The 23,426-nt window shown below is 57.8% G+C and carries 13 protein-coding genes; 3 read left to right on the top strand and 10 right to left on the bottom strand.

Annotation, left to right across the window (positions count from 1 at the left end; translation table 11 throughout):
- Positions 1-247: 247 nt before the first annotated feature.
- From RISK_RS21160 to RISK_RS21150, 3 genes are all read right to left on the bottom strand, one after another.
- Positions 248-1,927, bottom strand: coding sequence for a J domain-containing protein (locus RISK_RS21160; RefSeq protein WP_047816334.1), 1,680 nt, complete (start codon positions 1,925-1,927; stop codon positions 248-250).
- 108 nt (positions 1,928-2,035) lie between these two features.
- Positions 2,036-2,716 (bottom strand): hypothetical protein, encoded by a 681-nt coding sequence (locus tag RISK_RS21155; RefSeq protein ID WP_236696536.1) that lies wholly within the window; start codon positions 2,714-2,716, stop codon positions 2,036-2,038.
- 67 nt (positions 2,717-2,783) lie between these two features.
- A complete protein-coding gene (locus RISK_RS21150) occupies positions 2,784-4,547 on the bottom strand; it encodes an Hsp70 family protein (RefSeq protein WP_047816294.1) in 1,764 nt (587 codons plus the stop codon).
- Between the two features lie 615 nt (positions 4,548-5,162).
- Between RISK_RS21150 and RISK_RS21140 the strand changes: the two genes are divergently transcribed.
- The gene (locus tag RISK_RS21140) at positions 5,163-5,921 is read left to right on the top strand and encodes a DUF726 domain-containing protein (protein WP_236696535.1); all 759 of its coding nucleotides are present in this window, start codon (positions 5,163-5,165) and stop codon (positions 5,919-5,921) included.
- A 73-nt stretch (positions 5,922-5,994) separates the two neighbouring features.
- Here RISK_RS21140 and RISK_RS21135 read toward each other — a convergent pair whose 3' ends face one another.
- From RISK_RS21135 to RISK_RS21105, 5 genes are all read right to left on the bottom strand, one after another.
- On the bottom strand, positions 5,995-6,258 hold the full coding sequence (locus tag RISK_RS21135; protein WP_047816292.1) for an RNA-binding S4 domain-containing protein: 264 nt from the start codon (positions 6,256-6,258) through the stop codon (positions 5,995-5,997).
- The gene (locus RISK_RS21130) at positions 6,255-7,301 is read right to left on the bottom strand and encodes an endonuclease/exonuclease/phosphatase family protein (protein WP_047816291.1); all 1,047 of its coding nucleotides are present in this window, start codon (positions 7,299-7,301) and stop codon (positions 6,255-6,257) included. The genes RISK_RS21135 and RISK_RS21130 overlap by 4 nt, the downstream gene beginning before the upstream one ends.
- A gap of 53 nt (positions 7,302-7,354) precedes the next feature.
- Positions 7,355-8,560, bottom strand: a complete 1,206-nt coding sequence (locus RISK_RS21125) for a hypothetical protein (protein WP_047816290.1) — start codon at positions 8,558-8,560, stop codon at positions 7,355-7,357.
- Positions 8,561-9,266: 706 nt separating this feature from the next.
- Positions 9,267-13,034, bottom strand: coding sequence for a DUF4347 domain-containing protein (locus tag RISK_RS21110; protein WP_083435096.1), 3,768 nt, complete (start codon positions 13,032-13,034; stop codon positions 9,267-9,269).
- Positions 13,035-13,551: 517 nt separating this feature from the next.
- Positions 13,552-16,623 (bottom strand): dockerin type I domain-containing protein, encoded by a 3,072-nt coding sequence (locus RISK_RS21105; protein WP_047816287.1) that lies wholly within the window; start codon positions 16,621-16,623, stop codon positions 13,552-13,554.
- A gap of 406 nt (positions 16,624-17,029) precedes the next feature.
- Here RISK_RS21105 and RISK_RS21095 point away from each other — a divergent pair, with 406 nt between their 5' ends.
- On the top strand, positions 17,030-18,817 hold the full coding sequence (locus tag RISK_RS21095; RefSeq protein ID WP_047816330.1) for a hypothetical protein: 1,788 nt from the start codon (positions 17,030-17,032) through the stop codon (positions 18,815-18,817).
- Between the two features lie 291 nt (positions 18,818-19,108).
- Positions 19,109-19,693 carry a hypothetical protein gene (locus RISK_RS21090; RefSeq protein WP_236696533.1) on the top strand — a complete coding sequence of 195 codons (585 nt, stop codon included), beginning with the start codon at positions 19,109-19,111 and terminating at the stop codon, positions 19,691-19,693.
- 412 nt (positions 19,694-20,105) lie between these two features.
- On the opposite strand, the gene RISK_RS21085 is transcribed toward RISK_RS21090, so the two are convergent.
- Together RISK_RS21085 and xrtU are read right to left on the bottom strand one after the other, a co-directional pair.
- A complete protein-coding gene (locus RISK_RS21085) occupies positions 20,106-21,584 on the bottom strand; it encodes a tetratricopeptide repeat protein (protein ID WP_047816285.1) in 1,479 nt (492 codons plus the stop codon).
- Entirely contained in the window at positions 21,581-23,404 is a 1,824-nt protein-coding gene (gene xrtU, locus RISK_RS21080; RefSeq protein ID WP_047816284.1) for an exosortase U, read from the bottom strand. Before xrtU ends, RISK_RS21085 begins: the two co-directional genes overlap by 4 nt.
- Positions 23,405-23,426 lie beyond the last annotated feature (22 nt).

The raw sequence follows: 23,426 nt of genomic DNA, 5'->3' as shown, positions 1-23,426 counted from the left end.
CACATACCCGATGACACCTGCGTACCTGCTTAATGGTTCTTGGGCAAGGGATGTTTGGCTTCAAAACGCCTGTATTTACAACGCAAACGGCTCCCAGAAGATGTGGGGTACAAAAAGGCAAGAGTGCCCATCCTACATTCGTTCTAGACTCGTTGACGACTAATCGACGGACCGCCAAGCGTCGGGTTTTCGTGTCGACGGGCGTCTTCTCCTGTGGTTCTGTGGCCCTGAGTCCCTTTCACACTTCCTACCCCACAAACAACTGAGCGCGGGCGAAGATCAGCAGTCCCAGGTCACCGTGGCAAAAGCTGAGCACCAAGTTCATCCACTCAGAGTCACCGTGGAACGCGGCCGCTTCATTCAGCCGTGTCAGGGATCCGCTCGGTGATTCACCGCAGGATTGGACGTAGCGAAACAGGCGGCTTCGCCATCGCTTTTCATAGCAGGTGGCAAAGTATTTCTGGCGGGCGTTCTCGGTGCGATTGGCAAGGTACCGAGGGAAGAACCACCAGAAGTAGAACACGGGAAAAACCAGCAGGCCACCGATCAGCAAGATCACGGCGACGGCGCTCGCGCCTGGCGAAGCACCGGCTTGGTCGAACGCCATCAACAGGAGCACCCACAGCAACGAGAAAACGATTCCGAAGATCAGGTACATCCCCGCAAACGGGATCCATTTGTATTTGGATTCGATCCATGACACACGATTGACGATGTCTTGCAGCGTGCTCTTGAGGTCTCGCAAACACGAAACCGCCTGCCGGTTGTTCTTGGCATCGTCGGGGGCGGGCGCGATCATGCCGGTGGTTTCGGCCAGGTCCGATGTGGCCATCATCATCAACAGAAACAGCGAGTGATCGTCGCGATCTTGTTGGGTAGGAAACGCGTCGCGGACACCGTGGGCGTCACGCGCGATTTCGTCCAAGCAGCGAGCCATTTCTGCGGTCGCGGCAGGGCCATCGCCGGTGCAGTACGTGCGGATGAAAGACTCCATCGTCGCACGAGCTGGCAACGTCGCAACAGACGATTTGCCAGAGGACAAATAGCTGTGCAACAGCTCAATGAATTCCAGGTCGTTGTGCATGCTCTCGTCCAAGTCCGCGGCTTGGCGAGAGATCGTTTCGATGTGGGCCTGTGTCCAGTCCAGAGGAGCCTTCCAGATCGCGGTTCTGAGAATGCGAAGGAAGAACGCGAGACGAGCGCGAGGGTCACCTTTGGGAAGGTGGCTCTCGCATTCCTGGATCAGGCTTTCGAACGTTTCAAACGGATGGTCATTCAGCAGGCGTTCCCAGAGTGGTTCCGTCAACCGATAGAACAAGGGCGAACGGATCTTCGCGGCGATTTCTGGAAGCAGCGTTTCGATTTGCTGGTCAGGGACGTCACTGCGAAGGGTGCCGGCGACCAAGGACACCAGGCCCGGTTCGAGTGGATGTTCCTGCAACCCATCGAGCAGCCACTTCAGAAACTGAGTGCGTCGCTGGGGGGCGGTTTTGTCGGGTTTTTCGAGCAGGTCGCTGAGCACCGCGAGAATGTAGTACTCCAGGGGCGAACGCGACTGTTTTTGCGAGAGTCGGAGGTAGGACTCACGCGGGTTGGCGATCGCTTCGTCCACGGGCGAGAGCGCCGCGGGCGGACGTTCCTTGGTTGGCTTCGGATCGACGGTGGAGCTTGGGCCGGGAGAGTCGGTGGGTTTCCAAGCCTCCGCTGCGGATTGACTTGCCGCTTGGTTGCGTCCGTATCGTTCTGCGTTTTCGAGTTGTTCGTAGGCCGCCCGGATCCGCTGGAATTCTTGCGGGTGCGTTTCCGGCTTGAACTGCCGGATCAGTTTGCCATAAGCACGCTTCAGATCACGACGATCGAATGCCTCGGGCAATTCGAAGAACGATCGCGGGTCTTGCGGAAGATGATGCCACGCGGGGTAAGACATGAACGATGGTCGGCGAGGGGGGCGGCGGATTGCGATCGGGAATGGAGTCTTGCGGGCACCGAGCCACGCTGTGCGACCGCCATCGTTCACGAGGTCGGGCGGGCGAGATCAGTCCATCAGAAAGATCTTGACGATTTGATACGTGATCAAGGTGCCAAAGAACAGCACTCGAAAATTGAACAACGAGGATTCACCGGCGATCATCGGTCCGGAGGCCTTGGTGTTCTGCAGCGTGGTCAACCAGTCGCGTTCCAACGCGAACAGATTGGGATATGATTTTTGGATCTTCAGCGATGTGTCACGGGCTCGTTTGCGACTGTTCTTCGTCGTCAGGTTCTGGATGAATTTTTCTCGCACGTAGCCAGCGTCGGACTGCGGCAGCACGACTGATTTGCCGAGTGCGATCACAAGTTCGCGATCAAAGCGTTGATCGTCCAACATCGCAACGAAGGAGTTGCGTTCTCTCGCTGCGGTTTGCAAGCGACGAATCGTGGGTGCCAGTTCAGGGACTTCTGTTGCATTCAAACTGGTGATGCCCGATTCCAATTCCTCATCGGACAAGTGAAAGAACTGCTTTTGAAGATGGGCAACCGTCTCGCGTGCTTGAGCGCGACGTTGGTGCTTGGCAACCATGTCATCCACGGAGTCGGCGTCGACGTCGGTTTGCCGAGGGGCATGATTCGGCAATTGCAATGTCTTGCGACGCAGTTGCAACGCGGACCCGGATTGCCAGACCGGATTGATTTCCAGCATCGATCGCAAATACGTTTGGGCGGCTGATTCGGACACGTTCCGCGGTGGGGTTGGTGAGGAAAGAAATCGAGCGGAAGCCTTGGGCGCATTCCACGCCGTGGATCTATTGGTCTTCGTGATCAAGGCCGAGGGAAGAAAGAACGATCAACAACGTGTCCTTCGCCGCAGCGAAGTGTTCGCGATCGGCGCGGGCCATCGCGTCTTCGTAGATGTCCAGGGCGTCGTCGAGTTGCTGGCGTTGAGAAGGATGCAGTTCGCCCAGCATGCGTTCGGCAAAACGGGCCAGCTTTTGATTCTCGAGATCATCGCGGGGATAGAACTTCAGGGCATCGATGCGTCGTTTGGCTTCCTCGATTTGCGCCGGCGACAGTTGGTGCACGTGATTGGTGAGGACGGTCCGGAACCGCTCCCCGCCCGGTGCATAGGCTTCGACTTCCAACACACCGGACAAATCGTAGGTGAAGCGAACGTAGATGGGACTGCCGGCGGGACCGGGAGGCAGACCCTTGACCTCCAATTGACCCAGAGCGGTGTTGTCCGCCACTTTGCGGGCGTCGCCCTGGAAGACTTTCAGGGTCACGTTGGATTGGTTGGCCGCAACGGTGCTGAAGATCTCTTCGCGAGAAATCGGGATCGTGCAGTTCCGATGCAGCACGGGCTTGAAGTACCCGTCTTGCATGTGACCACCGAATTCTTTGACGACCTCCACGCCCAGCGTGAACGGGCAGACATCAGTCATCACCATGTCGTCCACGGCCGCGTCTTGCCCAATCAATGCGGCTTGGACTGCCGCGCCAAGGGCCACGACTTCATCAGGATCGTGATCCGTGATCGGTGGCTTGCCAAAGTAGTCGATCACAAAATCTCTCAGGACCGGCATCCGCGTTGACCCGCCGACCAGGATCACATCGTCGATGTCTTGGGGCGTCAGTTCCGCGTCTCGGAGGGATCGGGCAATCGGTCCCGCGATGCGTTGCATCAGGGGATCGCACAACCGTGAGAAATCGGCTCGGGTGAGTCGGAAGGTCTTGGGCGATTCGGGGAAGTTTCCATCGCGATCGGGCAGTCGGATTTTGCAGGTGTCTTCTTGGGAGAGCAGACGCTTTGCCTTTTCACATTCGCCGCGGAGCCGCGACACTCGCAAGGGTTGCTGCAGTTCGGCCAGTTCGAGCTGGGTGTCTTCACTGGCCAGCACCGCGGACACCATTCGGTCCGTGAAGTCTTCTCCGCCCAGCATGCTTTCGCCGGCAGTGGATCGGATTTCGAGCGTGCCTTCGAAGACTTCCATGACGGTCACGTCGAACGTGCCACCGCCAAGATCGATGACGCACAGATTCTTTTCATCTTCGCGAGCGTGAAAGCCGTAGACCAGAGCGGCCGCGGTGGGCTCATTGATCATCCGGCGGACTTTCAGGCCCGCCATCTCGCCAGCCAACCGGGTGGCTTGGCGTTGATGATCGTTGAAGTACGCGGGGACGGTGATCACGGCGTCGGTGATCTCGATGTTCAGGTGAGCGGCGGCGTCGTCACGCAGCGATTGCAGCACCAAACTGCTCAGCTCGTGCGGCGTGAACTCTTTGTCGCCCAGTTTGAGTTTGCGTTCTTGCCCCATGTAGCGTTTGAAAACCCAAGCACATCGTTCTGGCGCGGTGACCCGAAGTTCTCGGGCGGCGGAACCGACCACGATCTGGCCGTCTTCCAAGACGCCGATGATGGACGGCGTGAGCGTTTCACCGTGGGCGTTCGCAATCAGTTCGGGTTTGCCATTCCGGAACACGCTGACCAGCGAGTGGGTGGTTCCCAAATCGATTCCGATGCACACCGGTTCTTCGGTTGGGAAGGACGATTCGGATCCAAATTCAGGCATGAATCGAAGTGGGTGTTCGAGAGAGTGTGAGCACGGCAGTCAGAGGCGTTTCGAAGCGGTGATAGTCTAGTGAGTTTGCCGCTCGACGTGCATCCGTTGGAAGCTTCGGATTTAGCGGGAGAAGGCGGCCCGCGAAAGAGCAACCGATTGGGATCAATGAAGTTAGGAACGGTTGGGGATCAGGTCAGGTCCCTTTTGCCGGAACTGGCCGTGGAGGGAATCGCAGAAAAGGTCCCGGACACAGACCTTTCCCGCTCATCGATCACGGAGCTGATTGACAGGTTTGAATGGCAAGAGGATCGGCCGGCGACTGAGGTCGTGCAGTTTTTAAGTCTTGGATTGCCAGGCGATTGTCATCACCCTCCCCTTGGGAGGGTCGAGCGAAGCGAGGGGAGGGCTCCGCATTGGATCCAGCGCGTGACCCTGCCTGGCCCGAAGCGGTCCGACCTTCCCAAAGGGAGGGGGGAGTAGAACTGCACGACCTCGACGGAGGGGGGAGAATCGCTTTGCGTTCAGGGCCGCTGATCGGGTATTTTAGAGGGGCTGAGTTCGCGGCGAATGCGATTCCGCGATTTCATTTTCTCGTTTCAAGAGTCCTGCATGCCAGAATCCCGCGTGCCAAAACCCCGCGTCACTGTACGCATCGATGCGATCGACGAGTCGAGTCGGGGGCCGATCCATGTGGTGGTCGCAGGCTACCGTGCTCGTCCCAACGCTGATCTGATTCGTGCGGCTGATTTGAGAGGATCCACGTATCGTGTCCGCTGGGCAGCGGGATCTTGGGCCGAAGCTGGTGCGTCGGTGGGCGTGATGGCTCGCGGTGCGCGAGTCGCCTTGCCGGCTTTGCATGGCGGTCGGGCTTTGGTGGGCGTTGGAAGCTTGGCGGGGGGCTTTGGGACCGCTGCGGTGATCGGTGCAGCGAGTTTTCGGCATCGATACTACTGTGCTCGACGGGACGGCATTCGGTTGGCCGATCAAATTCTGAATCTGCCGGGCGTCGGCAAACGCCCGTTGCACTTGATTGGGCATTCGTTGGGAACCGTGGTGCTTCGATCGGCTCTTGAAAAACTGGCCGAACGAGATTGCCGCGTCGACGATCTGCTGTTGATGGGCGGGATGACGTCGCGGTTGAACTGGAATCTGCAAGCGGACGCGTTTCGCGGGCGATTGATCAACTTGTATTCCCCACGAGATCGAATCCTGAACGTGGCACCGGTGATCGACCGCGTCGTTGGAACGGGAGCAATCGTGTGTGAAAAGCTGAGCGATCGCTTGATGAATCACGATTTGTGCCGCGAATTGCCCAATCAGTTCAATTTCTTGGGCCACCACAGCGGGTATTGGAACCGGTTCGGACAATACGCAATCGGGTAGGCAACCTGGGTGCGTCACACAAAAATGCACCCGGCACATCTTGTCCGCTCATTGCGAAGGTTGCCCGCGCAAATCACATCGGCGGATCGCCGAGCGATTCGACATCGACTGGGAAGTCTTCGCCGTTGAAGGTGACCACATCGCCGTTGTGCAGTTGTTTGCGACGACGCGTGTCGACTTCGCCGTTGACGATGACTTCGCCGGCTTGGATCAGCACCTTGGCTTCGCCTCCGGTTCCGACCAATCCTTCTCGTTTGAGAAAGTCATCCAGTCGGACCATGGGAATGGGTGTGCTGGAAGGGACCGGTGCGTCGGGCTGGGGAGATGAATCGCTCATTGAATTTGAAACCTTGCGAGGACGGGATTGTGGTCGCTGATGTCACGCTGGTCATCAGGAATGTTCCAGTAGTTGTCCCAGTGTTCTTCTTGGGTGTCTTGGTCGCCGCCGAAGTTCAAATCGTTTCGAACGGTCACATCGCGAAGGGAGAGGTCAACCGCACCGGGATTGTCGATCGCCAGGTCTCGCGAAACCAAGATGCGATCGAACTGGCGACCGGGCAACAGGTGCGTCGTTCGTTTTCCGGATGGGATGTGATCGTGCAGATCGATCAAGTCGTCTGATGGATCGTCGGTGCCTCGTGACATCAGAATGCCAAGGTCCGAGTCCGCTGCGATTTGGCCCGCCAGTTCTTCGGTGTTGAAATCCCCAGTGACCAAGACATGAACCGGTTGATCGGGATCTTCTTGCGATGCCTTCACGCCAGTGACCAACCGTTCCAGCCACAAACTCAATGTCCGTGCTTGGCGTGCTCGCAGTTCTCCCTTCTCGGCCATGGCACGCAGGTGACAGTTTGCGATCACCAGCAGTTCGATTTTTCCATGAACGGGAACTTCAACGACGGCAAAAAGGTGTTTGGATACCGATGCGTAACCGCGAGACTTCATCGAGGGAGTCACGACGCCTCGGGAGATGGATCGCACACCGGTTGTTTTGGTCGCCAGCAAGGCGACGTCTTGTTCGGTGTAAAAGTCATCGCCTTTGATCACGTAGTCGTCGTACTTCCGGTTGTGATTGCGATCGATCGCGCGAGTCAGGAAGTACATCACGTTTTGACTTTCGACTTCTTGCAACGCAACGATCGTCGGTTGCACTTTCGCGATTGCAGCGGCCACCCGGTCGCGACGCCAATCCCACTGCTCGCGGCTGGGAGCACTTTTTTCGCGGCCCAGTTCACTCGGGTTGTCCGCGGTCTGATTGTCGAAGAACCATTCCAGGTTCCACGTCATGACGCTGAATTCTGTCGGTTCGGCTGAGTTCGCGGGCGAAGCGATCACAGCCAAACAGAGCACGGCCAAGGGGCACAGGAAGATCAAACGCATGCGGACTCCGCCAGAAATGAATGGATGGCTTGGGAAAGCATCATGTGCAAGGCTCAGGATTTTTCAGCCGCAATCGCCGCGACGGCGAGCAAGTCATTTCGCCCGAAGGAGAACTTTTCCAGGGCATCCAGCCCGGAGGTGTCGCCGGCTTGTTTGGCGCGTCGTGCCATCGCCAGCAATTCTGGAAGGACACGCTGGACGGGCACGTCATCCGGGAACAACTCGATCGCGGCGCGGAGTGCTTCGGCGGGACGGCCAACTCGATCGAGCAAGTCGATGTAAGTTTCGATGGCTCCTGCGCCAGCGACGTTGACGTCCACTGTGCGAGCTTTCTGTTCGAACATTCGAAGCGCTGTGTCGACACCTTGGCCGAGCAGTGCCGAGAAGAACGCGGCGTGAGCGGGGTAAAAATCAACAAACGGTTCATCGCCGGGGTACTGGAAGTCGGCGGGCAAGCGTCGGCCGTACTGGCAAAGCTGCAACGCACGATCGATCATTTCACGATCATCGATCACCGTCGCGAAACGGACTGTGGATGATAGGTGAGTTGTGTCGAGGTGATAGCCACCACCACCGAGAATCCATTTGTACTTGGCGATCAGTTCGCCGAGGTTCAGCTTCACGGAATCTTCTTCAATCGCTTCGGGTGTGACTCCGTTGTCGGGGCCGCGATTGCGAAAGTCATCGCGGACGAGCGACAGCAATTCGTTGTAGAACGAGGTCAGCAAACATTCTGCCGCGATTTGCCGATCGGTTCGTGAACGTGTCGCAATGGCTTGGTCGTAAAGAGTGATGCTGTTGCAGGTGCCTTGGTGCTGCAGCACCGCGTTGTAGCCGCGGCGAAGGTCAACGCTCTCGTGCAACAGCACTTGAGTCATCTCATCGTAGTTGTCGTCATCGATTTCGACGTCTTCGAGCAAACGCCGGGCGAGTTCCGTGTCACCGGTGGGACGCAGGTACATCCAGCCTTCCGCGATGCGGCCGTCTTGGATCAGCATCGCACCGGCTTGGCGACAGGCGTCCAGCAGATCTTCCTCAAGGCCACGCTCCCGTTGTTTTTCAGCGTCCGTCGTGCCTTGCAACAACGGTTCGTCTGGATCCGCGATCATGGGCAGCCCGTGCGCCAGGCGGCTTTTCATCTTGAGTGCTTCGAACAATTCGACTGGTTGGCGTTCACGCCGGTAGTGGGCGATGACTTCGTCAATGCGTGTGGCAGGGTCGGTGCTGAGACGAGCGAGCAGTTGAGGATCGAGAGACACGGGAAATGGGCTTTGAGGCGGGGATTTGCGAGTGTTTCGTGTCCCCGAACGTGACGCAGCAGGCCTCAAATGTCAACGGCAAGGATTTTTGAACGGCGTGTTGGACGATTGGTGAAGGACCGAGCGAATCAATTGGTACGTTGCAATCGATCTGCCGCCACAACCTTGTAGGCCAGGTGCCACCTGGCCTGACGAATCGGTGGCAAGCGGTCCAATCAAGGTGGTCGCATTTTGCTCGGGTTTCCCAGGGGCTCGCGTTCGCGAGTGAGGCCACGAAGTGGTCACAGACGGTAGCCGGTGGTCGAGCAAAGCGAAAACCACCGGACAGCGACAAAAGATCGCGGCGTCGGCCCCGAAGGGTGTCGTAGAAAACTCGGCCGTAAAAGTCTGCGACCCCTTCGGGGTCAACCGTGTGATCGGGGGGCTTCCCGGCGGTGTTCGCGTCGCTCGACCGCCGGCTACGCTCTGCATTCCCTCCGGGAAAGAAGTCGCGCAGTCGCAATCCCCACCATCCCAACTGTTTCCAGCCCAATGCTGCGAGCACCAGTGTAGAACAATTGTCTCAACTGTTCCGTCGGGCTGCCCTCAACCGCCAAACCTCCTCGCAACCAAGTCCGCTCCCAAACATTCGCGTCACGCTGCTCAACGACATCCACCAACCACGCAAACATTTGGGACAAATGTTCTACTCTGGCAGGATTGTTGTTCAGACGATTTCCCAGCGTCCGACCAGGCCATCGTCGAGGTCGACGTAGTACAGGGCTCCATCGGGGCCTTGGCTGATCGCGACCACGGCACCCGCACCGGTGGTGAAGGTTTGCACGTTGGTGATCGCTCCGCTGGCGTCGACGTCCCCGTGCCGAACGATGCCCTGGCCCAAATCGTTGAAGAACACATCGCCGGTGTAGGCGTCCCCGTACAGGCTGCCTCGATAGACGTCGCCCATCACGATCGCGTTGATTCCATCGGCTTGATGATTGAGCGCGTATTGCGACGCGGTCACGGTGATGTCTTGTGCAAAGAAGGCGATTCCTTCGGGAGTGCTCGCGTAACGGGAATTCACGAGGCTGGTTCCGCTGCCGCCTTCATAGAACGGCCATCCAAAGTTCGCACCGGCTCCGGCGGAGTTGATCTCTTCCCACTGCGTCCAACCAACGTCCCCCACGAACAGTCGCCCAGTGACGGGATCGACCGTCATTCGGAATGGGTTGCGCAGTCCCAGTTGATAAACCTTCGAACGGTTTGCCTCGGGATCGCCATTGTAGAACGGGTTGTCAGTCAGGCCTTCGCCGGTGATCGGATCGATTCGCAAGACCTTGCCTGACAAACTGTCGATGTCCTGCACACGGTCACCTCGCACATCGACTCGGTTGTAGCTGGCACCGTCGCCAATCGAAACGAACAGTTCGCCGTCCAGGCCGAACGCGAGCGAGCCGATCGTATGCGATTCGCTGTCGCTGTTGATGAAGTCGTTGATGTAAGTCCCGTCGGGATTTTCGCCGGCGGGGGCTTCGGTGAAGTTGAAGGTGCTGTTGGCAAACCCATTGAAGTTTTCCCAGGTGCTGTTCTTGCCCAGCAACACGACTTCGCTGCCCGCGACGGCCGTTTGATAGTTGTTGGCGGCATCGGCGGTGACTCGAATCAGACGACCGGCGCGGTTGCCTTTGCCGTCGGGACCTGCCAGCGTGCCAGCGGCCTGGTCGTTGACCTCTGGCGGGTCATAGGTGAACAGCAGGTAGACGTACGGGTTGTTTGCAAAGTCGGGATGGACCGCGATGTCCAGCAACCCGCGATCGCGAGTTCCGTTGACAATTCCCGAGATGTCGACGAACGGATCACCGGAGACCGCTCCATCTCGCACCGTCTTCACCATGCCGCCTTGTTCCGAAACCAGCATCGTTCCATCGGGCAACCAGTCGATTGCGGTCGGCAGGTGGAGCTGCGATGCGATCGTCGTGCTGAGAATTTCGTCGCCACCGACAACCGGCGGGTCCAGTGGCGGAGCAGTTTGATCGACCGACCAGTTCAAAATGCGATGTGAATTGTCCAACCCGCCTGTGCCCGCGGTGAAGCCCACGAATCCTGCGTCACCGACTTGCGTTTGCAGATCGACGGTGGCTTTCATCAACGCTTGCGTGGGTTTGGTCGGGTCGGCAGAAAGGTACACGGCGAGAACCTTGCTGGTGCCGTTGTACTCCACCCAGGCATAGCGTTCGCTTCCGTTGTTCAGATCGATTTCTGGGACCGCCGTGCGAAGGTTCGAGTACACCGAACCGGTGAGGATCGAAACATGGTTGTCGTTGATGTCCAAGCTGTTTCGATACGTGTCAAACTCAACTGCGACGGAATGGGTGATGTCTTGATAACCGAGTTGTTCTCCCGTCCCACCGATCGCGGTTGAGCCACGCGGGTCATTTTGGATCGTGAATGTCAGTCCATCGGCTCCGTCTGTTCCCGCACCGTTGATGGCTTCGAACGCGAACGCCGTTCGGAAGGAACCATCCTCAGCCAAGTTGACGGCAGTGGAATAGAACGCACTGCCAGCCTGATTCTTTTCGGCTTGGGTGAGCTCTAGCGTGTTGCCGGTTTGTTGTGCGGAACCATTGAGCGTCAGCCCAGAGACATCTGCGAAATTGGCGTAGTCAGGCAGGCTGACTTCGTTGTCCACGATCGAAACGGTCGCCGTTCGCGGAACGAGCAGATTGGCACCGCCTTGAACGTTGTCGATCGTGATGTTGAAGGTCTCGTTGGTTTCCAGCAAGGCGTCGTCGAGGATGGGGACGACGATCGTTTGCTCGGTGACTCCATCGGCGAATGTCAATGTTCCGGTTTGCCGCGTGTAGTCGATGCCTTCGGTAGCGGTTCCCGCGAAGGTGTCGTAGTCGACGGTCGCGATGCCGTCGCTGCCGCCGGTTCGAAGCACACGAACCAAGGCGGTCCCCGCGTCTTCGTCGATCGTGACATTGCTGGTTTCCAGCGAGATCGTGCCGGGGTTCGTGGTCGTGGTTCCGTATTGGAAGTGACCGTTCGTGTGCAGCCACTCGGATTGCTTGAACCCGGGTGTCAATCCATCCGCTTGCCAGGTGCCGGTGGAGTAAACATCTTCGGCTTCGGTCTGATACGAGGTGCCGTCCAGTTCGACCCGGTCGATTCGCACATTGCGGTCGATGACGCCATCGGCGTCATACAAATCGTTGGTGAAGCGGATCTGGATTTGAGAGATGTCAACGGTGGTGTCCGCGTCAAAGTCCAGTTGCACAAATTCGCCCGTGTCGACGTCGCCGCCGATGTTTTGCCACGTCTGGGCTCGTTCGCCAGCGATCCAAAGTTCGATCGTTTCGGTGTTCTCAGCTCCTGCCGCGAAGATTGAAATCGAACTGGTCGTTGAAGGGGCGGTGTATTGGAAGTAGCCGTTGCTGTGGATCCACTCGCTGCGGCGGAACCCTGGGGCAACGCCGTCCTCTTCTTGCCACGTTCCCGTTCCAAACGTGTTCGCATTTTCGGACTCGATCGTCACCCCGTTGGCCGTGATGGAGTCGACGACCAAATTTCGGTCGATGCCTTGCTCGGGTTGATACAAGTCGTTGGTGAAGGCGACTCGCACTTCATCGATTGCCAAATCAACTGCACCGTTGTAGGTGAAGGTTTGGAATTGTCGCGTGTCAGCGTTGCCGCCGATGTTGTTCCATGTCTGAACGACATCGCCGTTGATCTGCAACTGCATCTGTTCATCGCCCGTTGTGCCTGCCGCGCGAACGGAAATCGGCAACACCATCTCGACATGTTGCAACCGGTCAACGCTGGCCAACAGAGCACTCTCAATGTCTCCGGTTCGGACCTCCAGGTCCCAGTCACCACCCAGAGCAGCGTGCCCGGTGGCATCATTCGACGCGGCCACATCCGCAGAGGTCAAACGCGCCAGCGTCGTGATCAAGTTTTGACCCTCGGTCTTGGATGCGGCGTCGCATCCGTACAACAGAATGTCGGCGTTGTCGGTGAGTGCATGACGCCATTGATCGAGCTGAGCGGAATGCTGCTGTAGCGTCTCGGCGTCGATGCGTTGACCACTCAATTGCAGAACGCCAGCCTCGGCGTGCGAAACGACGTGAATGGTCCGGACGCTCGTGCGACTTGCCAAGACCGACGTCATTTGATCGATCGCGGGCGAGGCCTGGTCCAGCAACACGATCTCAACGCCGCTGCGCATCCACTGTGTGAGTTGTTCTGTTTCTTCCACCGCGGAGTCGATGAACGCGATTTCTGTGAACGAATCGGCTGCTTGCTCGGAACGCGAGCCCGTGTCGGTTGAATCGCGGTCCGTGGTGGCTTCGCCGGGATCGGTGGAGTTGGAAGCGGCTGCGGCGGCAACTTCGGCCCCCGCATCGCCGGCCAGCATCAGGCGGGGCTCAAGTGGTTCGACGGACCATTGAGTTTGCGCGAAAGTGGGTTTGCGTTTGGATTGAAAGCGAGTCATTGAATTGAGCCCAGGCACATTGGTTGACCAGCAACTCTCGTGCATGAACGATCGCCAGGGCGGCCCTGCAGAGGGGTGCTCTCCCAAGCATAGCTACTGGCTCAATCGATACAATCCGCGCATTGTGAAATTTGGCGGATGCCCGAATCCTTGCCGAATCCGGCTACTTGGTCGCGTGTCGTTGAATTCGCCAAGAATTCAGACGCGCGCAACGTGGTCGTCCGATCACAACCCGAACGCGTCAGCGAGGGACCACGCAGTCGCTGAATTCGCCTGGATTCAGATCTTCGAGTTGGTGGATGTCCGAATTCTGGCGAATCCGGCTACTTGGTCGCGTGTCGCTGAATTCGCGAAGAATTCAGACGCGCGCAATGTGGTCGTCCGATCACAACCCGAACGCGTCAGCGAGGGACCACGCAGCCGCTGGATTCAGATGTTCGAGTTGGTGGATGACCGAATTCTGGCGAATCCGGCTACGTTGCGTTTGGCCGTTGGCCAATATGCAACGGTGAGCCGACTACTCGTCTGCTTCGTCGGACAGCAGTTTGAGTGCCGAGTCATGATGGTTGTCATCCAGATCGCTGACACGCGAGAGCACATCGACCAATTGCTCGGTCGAAACCGCGAATGGATCGTCGGTGCTGCTGTCGATCAGCTTGCTAAGGTCGGTCAGCACCGCATCACGAGCCTGGCGTCTCAGCGTCGATTGAGCAAACCCGCGAGGTTCCAACGGGCCACTGACGTTTTGGTTGCCGGGCGCCAAGGATTCGTTGGAACCAGTTTCGCTGTTCTGGGCCAGTTGGTCGTCGGCGATTGGCTCGCCTTCGCCGGAACCTTCCGATTCTTCTTCGCCGTTGTTGACCGTGCCCGTTGGCCGAGTGATTTGATTGAGATGGTTGATCACCAGCAAGGCGTCGAGCGCGGTGACAAAGCCATCGGCGTTGACGTCGTATCCAAATCCGGGGTCGCCGAAACCGACTGGACCCGGACCGTAGATGTTCAGGTAGTTGATGATCGTCAACGCATCGAGCGCGGTGACTTCTTCATCACTGTTCACATCATGCGGTTCGATGTCGTTGTGGTACGGCGTGTCGTTCTCGATCACTTGGACCAAAAAGGTTTCGGTGACCGGTGCGACACCGGCGGATTGCGACGTGGCGGTGATGTCGATTTCAATTTCTTGTTGGTCGATCAGCGAAACGGACACGCCTTCCGCCAGCTTCAGTGTCGACCCGTCGAAGACAAAACGAGAATCGTTGACGGTGAGCGAGTGATTGTTCGCGGCAGGATTGCCAGCGATACGAAGTTCGCCCACGATCGCACCAGGCGTTTGCTCTTCGACGGTCGCCGGCGTCAAAACAAAATTGCTTGGCGATTCCGGCTGGTCGATCACTTGCAGCGTGATCGCTTTTTCGAACGAATCATCCAGGTGCGACACCGTGACATTGACCACGATGGTATCAGACTCTTCGAAATCGACTGCGATGCCCGGTTTCAGTCGCAGACTTCCGTTGACAATCAGGAAGCGGTCGTCGTCAACGAGGAAGTCATAGAACTGGTCATCGTCTTCGTCGACGACTGTGATCTCGGTGACCACGTCGCCTTCAAAATTTTCACGAACGGTGGCGTTCCCGGGCAACACGTCCTCGATCGGATCGTCTTCATCCAAGATCTGCAGCGTCGCGGTGTGAACCAGTGGTTCTTCAAAGTCAGGGTCGTGGACCGTGATGATCAATGGGATCGCCCATTCGTCTTCCCAGTTCAGGTTGTCTGGACCGACGAAGATCAGATTGCCGTTTTGGTCGACGATGAATCGATCGTCATCAATGTCGATGACGAGGTTGCCTTGCCCGTCGCCATCGATGACTTCGATTTGGCCGATTGCTGCGTTCAGCGGAATGTTTTCAGGCACCGAATCGATGTGCGGGATGACTTCGGTCGGTGCGTCCGGGACGTTTTCGACCGTGATGTTCAGCACATGTTCGGTGAAGTCACGGCCGTCATGCAGCCACACGGTGAATTGGTCGACACCAGCGAAATCTTCAATGGGAACGTAGGACAGCGACCCAGCGAGGGTCACGGTGGACACGCCGGCGCTGGTGCCTTGGATCGGCAGCAGTACAAAATCGTCTTCGTCCGCATCTGATGAATCGCCATACACCGCAGGAGCCGCGTTGGTCAGCACGGTGTCCTCGTCCATCACCCAGCTCGGCGGGGTGTCATAGTTGGGAGCGGTGTTGGCGCCGATCAACCGCATCCCAAATTCAATGGGCGAGGGATCTTCGTTGTTGGTGATTTGCACACGATGAGGGGCAGGTGTGCGAAGGCTCATCTCCGCCATCCCCGCGGCGCCCACCAAGGCGACACGACGCAATTCAGGATCCAGCGAAATGCCTTGTGCACCGGAGGTCGCTGGCAGATTCAGAGTGGAGAGGTCGATCGCCAGGTCGACAACCAAATCGCCGGAGTCCGCGTCAATCAATCGCAGTCCAGCCTCGACGGGGTCGACCGAGTCCGGAGTCAGGGTGACGATCAACCCGCGAGCCGCATCGATCGCGACAGGAGCATCCGTTGGCAGGCTGTACAGAGTTGCCAAGTCGTTTGTTTCAAGATCGTGGACCGTCAAACCGTCCGATTGCCGAACGACCAACAGGCCAGCTTCATCGCTGAAGCCCACCACTTCGACGCCGCCATCGACGATGATTGGATCGTTGGTCAGCAACGAGTGGTCGGCGTTGCTCCAAACGTGAATCTCAAGGCCGTCGCTGGTGCCGCCTTGTCCATCGTCGATTTGTGTCGCGCGAGCCAGGATGGATCGCGTGGGACCGTCAGTCGAACGCGGGCTCGAGTCGCCAATCAGTTCGGTGCCTTCAGGAACCAAGGCGCCCGTCGCATCGGCGCTCATGCTGGCTGTGTCGACTGTCCAGAGCTGGGATGAGCCGTTGTCGGCCGCTTGCAGCAACAAACCGCGGCCCACATCATCGATCGCATGACCGACGAATTGCGGTGCCAAGTCGCTGTCGGTGAAAGGTGTGGCGCTCGAAAGTGTAGCGTCCACAATGAAGGCTTTGTGCCCGACGGTGTTGTCGCCCAGCACGACCAATTCGCCTGCCGGTGAACGCCAGAGGGCTTGAATGCCGATGCCCAGATCCAACGTCGAGGCGACGGTGCCGCTGCTGGACAACGTGTGCAGCGACGTGCCCTTGGCGAAAACCGCCGGCAAGATGGCTTCGTTTTCGGTGCCCGCATCGAGAACGAAGGCGGGGGTGACGGCCGTGATCTCGGATTCCAAAAGGAACGGATTCGCGGTGATTGTCGTCGGGGTCGTCTGAATTTGAGACTGGGTGCCGTTGAAGACGCGGACGACATGCGTGCCGTCGCCGAGTCCATCCAGCGAGAATTGGCCGGACTCGTCCGTCAAACCGTATCGTTCGCCTTGGTCCAACGAGCCGTTGTCATTTTGATCGACGAACACCAAGCGGTTGGCCAAAGTTGATTCTTCGGCTTCCTTTTGCATGGAATCGTTGGCGTCGTGAAAGACGGAACCAACGATCGCGGCCAGCACGCGGCGATCATCCAGTGTTTGCATCGCCAAACGACGGCGGGTTCCGCGCGTTCGATCTCTCTTGGAGCGGCTTCGAAGGCTCGTCAGGGAAACACGCGGCATCGTGACGATTTCTCACAAGGCGGGACGGAAAGGTTGGACCGACGTTTCAACATGGACGGTGCGGGTGGGGAGAAAGTTCCCTGGTCGAGCCCGGTTCGCATCAAATTCATTCGGATTTTGACGCGACTGTTTGAAGGCTTTTCAAAAATCCGTTCCCCGACCTCCGTCGTCGTCGCTTATTATAGACGACTGTCGTTTGGCTCCGAGTAGCCATTTTCCAGTATTTTTGACGGATTCTGCCGCGATCCCGACGACGTTCCCAACAAGCTGTTTCGGTTTGGAGCCTGATCGCATGTCTGCCTTGCCCCTCTTCCGCTCGATTCTTCCAATGCTGACGAAGTCTGCTGATTTGTCGCCGCGTTTATCTTCCCCCTTGGCCGGATGGAAGCTCTGTTTGACGGCGTTTTGTTTGACCGCTGGCGTGACAACGTTTTCGTCGGTCGCGCTCGCGCAAGGTCAACAGGCTGCGATGGAGGCGGCTGAGCGGGCGGCGATGGAAGCCCAGGCGAGAGGAGACGATGTTTCTCCTGGTTATGGTGGGCCTCCCGGTTCCGGCGGACCTCCTGGCTACGGAGGAATGGAACCAGGCTACGAGGGCATGGACAGTTACGAGATGGAAATGGGGTCGGGATACGGCATGGATGACCCCTATGGAGGTTCCGGTTACGGCGGGCAATCCAATTCCGGGCGGGGAGCGAACATGCAGCCTTCGCCGATGGTGATGCTGGAGTTGTTCAACCCTGATTGGTCGCCCCTGACCGAACGGGTGCAGCAGATCTTCGCTTCCGCTGCGGCTCCGAAAACCCCTGTCGCCTTGGGCCCGGTGCTCCGCAATGAGGCTCACGTGGCCTATCGCTACGGCAACCTGCCATTGGCACTGCAGTTGTTCCACGGCTTCATCGCCCGGGGCAGTGACGCGGCCGAGCGACAAATGGATCAAATCAAGTTCAGCAAGCACTTCCGGAAACCGCTTTGGCACCTCCGGATTGGGACCAGCCTGGCTGTTCACGGCGACTCCTCCACTGCCGACCCTTCGCCCATCACAGAATCGGGATCCTCGGGCGGCATGGGCCGCGGTGGGATGAGTCCCGATGGCATGGGAATGGATTCCGGAATGATGGAAATGGCAATGGGCAGCGGCATGGACCCAGGCATGATGGGCCCCGGGATGGGCGGCCCCGGCCCGGGAGGCCCCAACGGGATGGGCATGGGGGGTGAAATGCCCATGGGCGACATGGGAATGTACGAGGGCGACATGGGAATGGGTGGCCCAGGAATGGGGATGCCGGGCATGGGCATGCCAGGAAGAGGCGGACGAAACCCTGCCGCCGGGATGGCGGTTCCTAAAGCCGAGATGACGGACGAGGAAGTCGACGCCCGCATGGAAACTTTCTTGGGGCTGGTCGCTGAAACGGTGAAGTCGGGGCTGTCCAAGCGAATCACCGAAGGCAAGTTTGGGCACGCCCTGACCGATGTGGAACCAGAGTCCACCACCCAAGGGCACACGGTCAACGGGGACTCGGTCGACCAAGCGGCCAAGTCCATGTGGATTCCCAGTGTTTTGTTCGTTGGTGAAGGCAATTCCCGCGAAACGGTCAAGACCGCTCACGAACATGGCCTCGATCTGCTGGTCCATTTCGACGTTGGTTTGAAAGAAAACCGAGTCGGTGCGGTCAGCAACATCAGTCGCGTGAAGGTCCTGGACGCTCGGACGGGAAAGACCCTGGTCAGCTCTGGCCCCATGGACAACACCGAAGTCGAACGCATGACTCGTGTTGGGCGAGGCTCGCCGTCCGCTTACGTCGACGAGCAACTGAAATCGCTATGGGCCGTGGTCGACGAGCGTTTGACGTTGTCGGACCTGCCCACGCTCAGCCCCGAAGTGGCTCGCAAACGTGTTGCCCAAGTCTTGGGGGACAGTTCCATGACGCCGCTGCGAAAACTCGCCGAGATTCGTTACTACGGCTATCGGGGATGGTTGACGACCGAAGAGGTTGAACAAGCCTTTGAGATCACGGGCGGCGTGGACGCCATGAAGGTGTTGCATGGAAGTGACACGCAGGCCATCGAGGCCATCCACAAGCTGGTCGTCCAGACAACCGCGGACGAATCCTGAGCAAACGCTGCGTGACGTAACCGGATTCGCCAGAATTCGGATGGCAGCCAGCTCAATGATCTGAATTCTGGCGAATCCAGCTACAGCGAACAAGGCTCTGCGCAACGCTAACGCTTGCAACGACTTTGTCGACCACGCAAACCGGGGACCCTGCCTCCCGTCGGTCCAAAGCAGGAGCGGGAAAACGCCGAATGAGACAAAGTATCAAGGCTCCCGTTTCGCATTTCGCGTTTGGGATCCAACGCACTGCGACTCACTTACATTCGGCCCTGCAAAAGGATTTGCCCGACCATGGCGACCACGTTCCCAACACAACGCATGTTGCTCTTCGCCGCAATCCTCGCCGCGATGGCATTGGGCGGCATTCGCACACCAACGGCTTCGGCGGACTGGGGTTCGTTGGTTCATCAAATGCACGTCGGCTATCACCGCAACGTGGCTTGGCCCGACCCGTTCAACGAAGTTGACGCGGTGCAGGTTGTGATGCCCTTCGAAGCCATGAAACGCAACGGCTGGCGGATGCACAACACCATCGGGCACGAGCTGTTCCGGGGTGGTGACGGAGCCTTGTTGGCGGCCGGCCAAAATCGAGTTCGCTGGATCGCGACGCAGGCTCCCGAAGGACGCCGCGAGATCCACGTCCTGCGTGGTGGCACCCAAGCTGAAACCGAATCCCGCCTGAAAGCGGTTCGGGAAGCCGTCACGAGCTACGTCTTGGACGGGCAGTCCCAACCTCAAGTCTTCGTGACCACGATCGAACCAGCCACCTCGCCGGGTGTTGTGGCCACCAAGATCAACCGAGAACGACTCGAGCAAATGGCCGCTCCAAAGTTGCCGACCACCAGTGCAGCCGGAACGACTGGCAACACCCAATGATCTGAGCGATCGCCAGTTCCAAACTGAAAACGAAAAAAGGCGACCGAGAGAATGGCTCTCGGTCGCCTTTTTTTCGTTGGGGTGTCAAACGTCTGGGCTCAACGCCGTGCGATCTGGTCTTCGAATCGCAACCCGAACGCGTGAGCGAGGGACCATGCTGTCGCTGGATTCGCCAGAATTCAGACGCGCGCGATTGCCGGTCGTCCAATCACAACCCGAACGCGTCAGCGAGGGATCCTGCTGTAGCTGGATTCGCCAGAATTCAGATGTTCGAGTTGGTGGATGTCCGAATTCTTGGCGAATCCGGCTACTTGGCGGAGACCGACGCGTTGATCTGCGTGGTCCCTCGCTAACGCGTTCGGGTTGTGATGGTGGGCCCAGGCGTCCGAATTCTTGGCGAATCCGGCTACGTTCACTCGTCCGTGATGGCGGCTCGGTGTTCTTCCGCCAATTCCTCTTCGCCCAAGGCCTCAAAGCAAACCGCAAGGGACTCGTGAGCCGTGTTGGCCAGGGACTCTTCCGCGAGCGCCCGCTCCAGGTCAGGGATGGCTTCCAAGTGCTTGCCAAGTTTCGTCAGGATCTGCCCGCGAGTCTCGTAGAAAAACGGATTCGGTTGGGAGACACTTTCGATCGCCTTCTCGCTGATCTGCAGTGCCTGTTCCAAATCACCATCTTCTTTCTCGGCCATGGCAACGGCCAAGTTATTCAGAATTGCTGAACTATGAGGCAGGTGTTCCGCTGCCAGTTTCAGGTGCAGCGTGGCACGATCCGGATCGCCCTTGAGAAGTGCTGCCGTGCCTCGAATGAAGTTTGCGATCCCAGGGGAGGATCCCTTGACCAGGGCGGAACGGATTTTGGAAAGTTCCTTGTCGTCGGACTCCAGCGTCTTGAGCACTTGGTCGGCCACCAAACTCAACACGCGTGGGTTGTTGGGAGCGTATTGCAACGCCACCTGCAGCATCTTGAGGACTCGCAGTCGTTCGGCGACCGTTTCGTTGGGTTCGGCTTCGATCTTGTTGATCCAGACCACAATGGTCTCACCCATGGCTTGTTGCAGCCCCGCCTGGTGCTCTTTGGTCTTCATCCGTCCGATGGATTCGTTGAGCAGCCGCACGGCGTCCGCGTGCTTTTCCAGGAACAGCAACGCCTGGACATTCGCCATCGCCAATTGTGGGCTGGCAGGTTCTTCAGCAAAGAGTTGTTGCACCTTTTCGAGCGTGGTTTCGGCGTAGCGAGTCGCGGCGTCGTCTTCGCCAGCCTGGCGAGAAATCATCGCCGCTTGCAGCCCACGCATGGGTTGCACCGACGCCAGCTGGACCAGGTAGGGGATCGCTTGGTTCTGTCGATTGGTGCGAACCAGGTAGTCCGCGTAGGCTTGCTTGATTCCCAGATCGTCTGGGGTTTCTTCGCTGAGGAACTGAAGCAATTGTCCGAACTCGCGTTGTTCAGCATCCTCCAGATCCGTCCACTTCTTTTGGTCATAGAGTTCCTGCAACAACCACCGCGCCGCCCGCGGATCACGCTGCTGTGCCACCAGACCACGCATCAACGCGAAGGCTTCCTCTGTCTCATCCTGCTGATGCCGAGCAACGGCCAAGCGATACAAAGTCTCCGCGGACTCATCACCCTCTTCAATCTGTCGCCGAATCAACAGATCGGCAGTTTTGTAGTCGTCTCTCTCAAAGGCAGACGCGAGTTGTTCCCGAATCAATTGGTTTCGCCAGGAGACACTCTCTCCCGTTGAAACAAACAGCAGAATTGCCAATGCAACCGTCAGCATCAACGCCGGAACCGCGGTTGATGCACGCTTCCACGGGATTGTGCGGAACCAAGCAACCAACCATTGCCCAAACCACTTGAACCACTGCAGAGGATTGAAGTAGCGAATCATGGCGATACCTCCGTTGAGAGCGCTTCCATCTCAGCGGCTGACTCCCCGCGACTAGCGGCCTTTACCGCCAACGCAACTTTATGCCGAAGTCCATCGAACATTTCATCAATTTGATCGATGGTGGAGGTGTCCAACTTTTTAGGGGCAACGATCCAAAGCTGCAGCATCATCATCGGCTCGATCACTTCGTTCATGTTTTCGGAGGCAGCCGCAAGTCGTCCGCCGATTTGGCCGGGACGTTCGGGTGGATAAACGAAATCTCCCGATTGAGTGATTGCGGAATACCAAAGATGACCTCGAGCCTCTGTATCACCACCGAAGAGTGCGTAGGCGAAAGGTTGGGATTCTAAAGTGTCCAAATCTAGTTGGGAGACATCGCCCTGCCCCAAAACTCGATTCAACAAACGCCAGTCTTGATTCTCGTAGCAAAGGCAGAGTTCATGCCAATCCGCATAGGTCTGGCTGATTACAAATTGACCGCGGACCTGGTTGCCACCTACTAGTGAATCGAACATCCAAGAATCTGCATTCTGACCCAAAATCGGGTTTTCACCTCCTCGAGCCAGCTGATGTTCGTTCAGCTCGAATCCATCGTTTCCCGTTTCAATCATTTCGATTGGTGGACTGAATATCAGCCCATCAAAGAAGGTGCCTTGGGCACCTTCTTCCACTCCAACCACGGCAACTTTCATCGCTGATGATGAACTCACGGAGATCAAAACAACTCCCAACACAGCCATTGCGATCGCAAAGGGTTTAGCCTGCATTCGCCCCATCCATCTTGCCAATTGCAACTGCATTCCAAGTTGCTTCGGATCAGCGATCGGTTGATTGTTTCGGTAGTACTCACCCACCGCGTCAACATTCTGACCATCGTCGACAAACCAATTCCAGAGGTGCAGAATTGGGTTGTCAGGTTGTTCGTCGGACGTCGTTCCGGTCACATGCATGAACGTCATGATCAAGCCGTCAAACGACCATAGGAAGAATGCGGAAATCGCTAGGGTTGTGTAGCCAAGAATGTCGTGTGCCCATCCCGATGCCAAGTCCAGTAACATCCATTGGTCCGCAACACCAACCATCGTCACTCGCAAAACATTGCCGGCGACTGCAAGAATTAACGCGATCACCAAGTACAACGGGGCAAGCCAAAGTTTCCTGCGATTGACAGAGACAAGCAGGGTGCTCAGAAATGCCATCGTGAACACGGATTGGATTCCGCTGCAGGCCTCGGCAACAAACAGCTCGCGACTGGGGAGTTCAATCACATTGTGGGTCACTGCGTGGGGGATGGAGAGAACATCCAGCAGCAAACTCGACATCATCGTCGTGAGGTGTTGCAGCTCGATCACCAGCAATTGGTCGTAACCAAGTGGCAATCGAATTAACAACAACAATGGCAAAGCCAAGACGAGTAGGCTTTTGTCGTTTGGGCCTCGCATGACAGCCAGGCAAGCGGCCGAAAAACAGACGAACGCGATCGACATTACCCAGGGAGATCGAAGGCTCCAGCTGCTCAGCATCGCCACCGCGCCAATCACTACCAGTGCGAGCGATGTCAGTCGGGCAGGAGCATAGAAGTAGCGGTCGCTACGTGTCCAAGCGAGCCAGGCCACAGCGCCGATGGCAAACGGAAAGTACTGGTAGTGATCCAGACGCCACATTCTCGAGAAATAGACCGCCAGCATGGGAATTCCAGCGGTCAGCAAGGCCACCCAGAACCAAGTCCAGACGGATTGCAGCACGGGGGTTCGAACGGCAGTCGGCGAAGGTGTCGCCTTCGTCCGCATCGGCGCGATGGAGGGAGAGTCTTCGGTCATGTCAATCGTTTCGGTGGGCGGG

Source organism: Rhodopirellula islandica (genome assembly GCF_001027925.1).
GTDB lineage: Bacteria > Planctomycetota > Planctomycetia > Pirellulales > Pirellulaceae > Rhodopirellula > Rhodopirellula islandica.
Note: the sequence above shows the minus strand (reverse complement) of the source record. Positions and strands in the feature narration are given on the sequence as shown.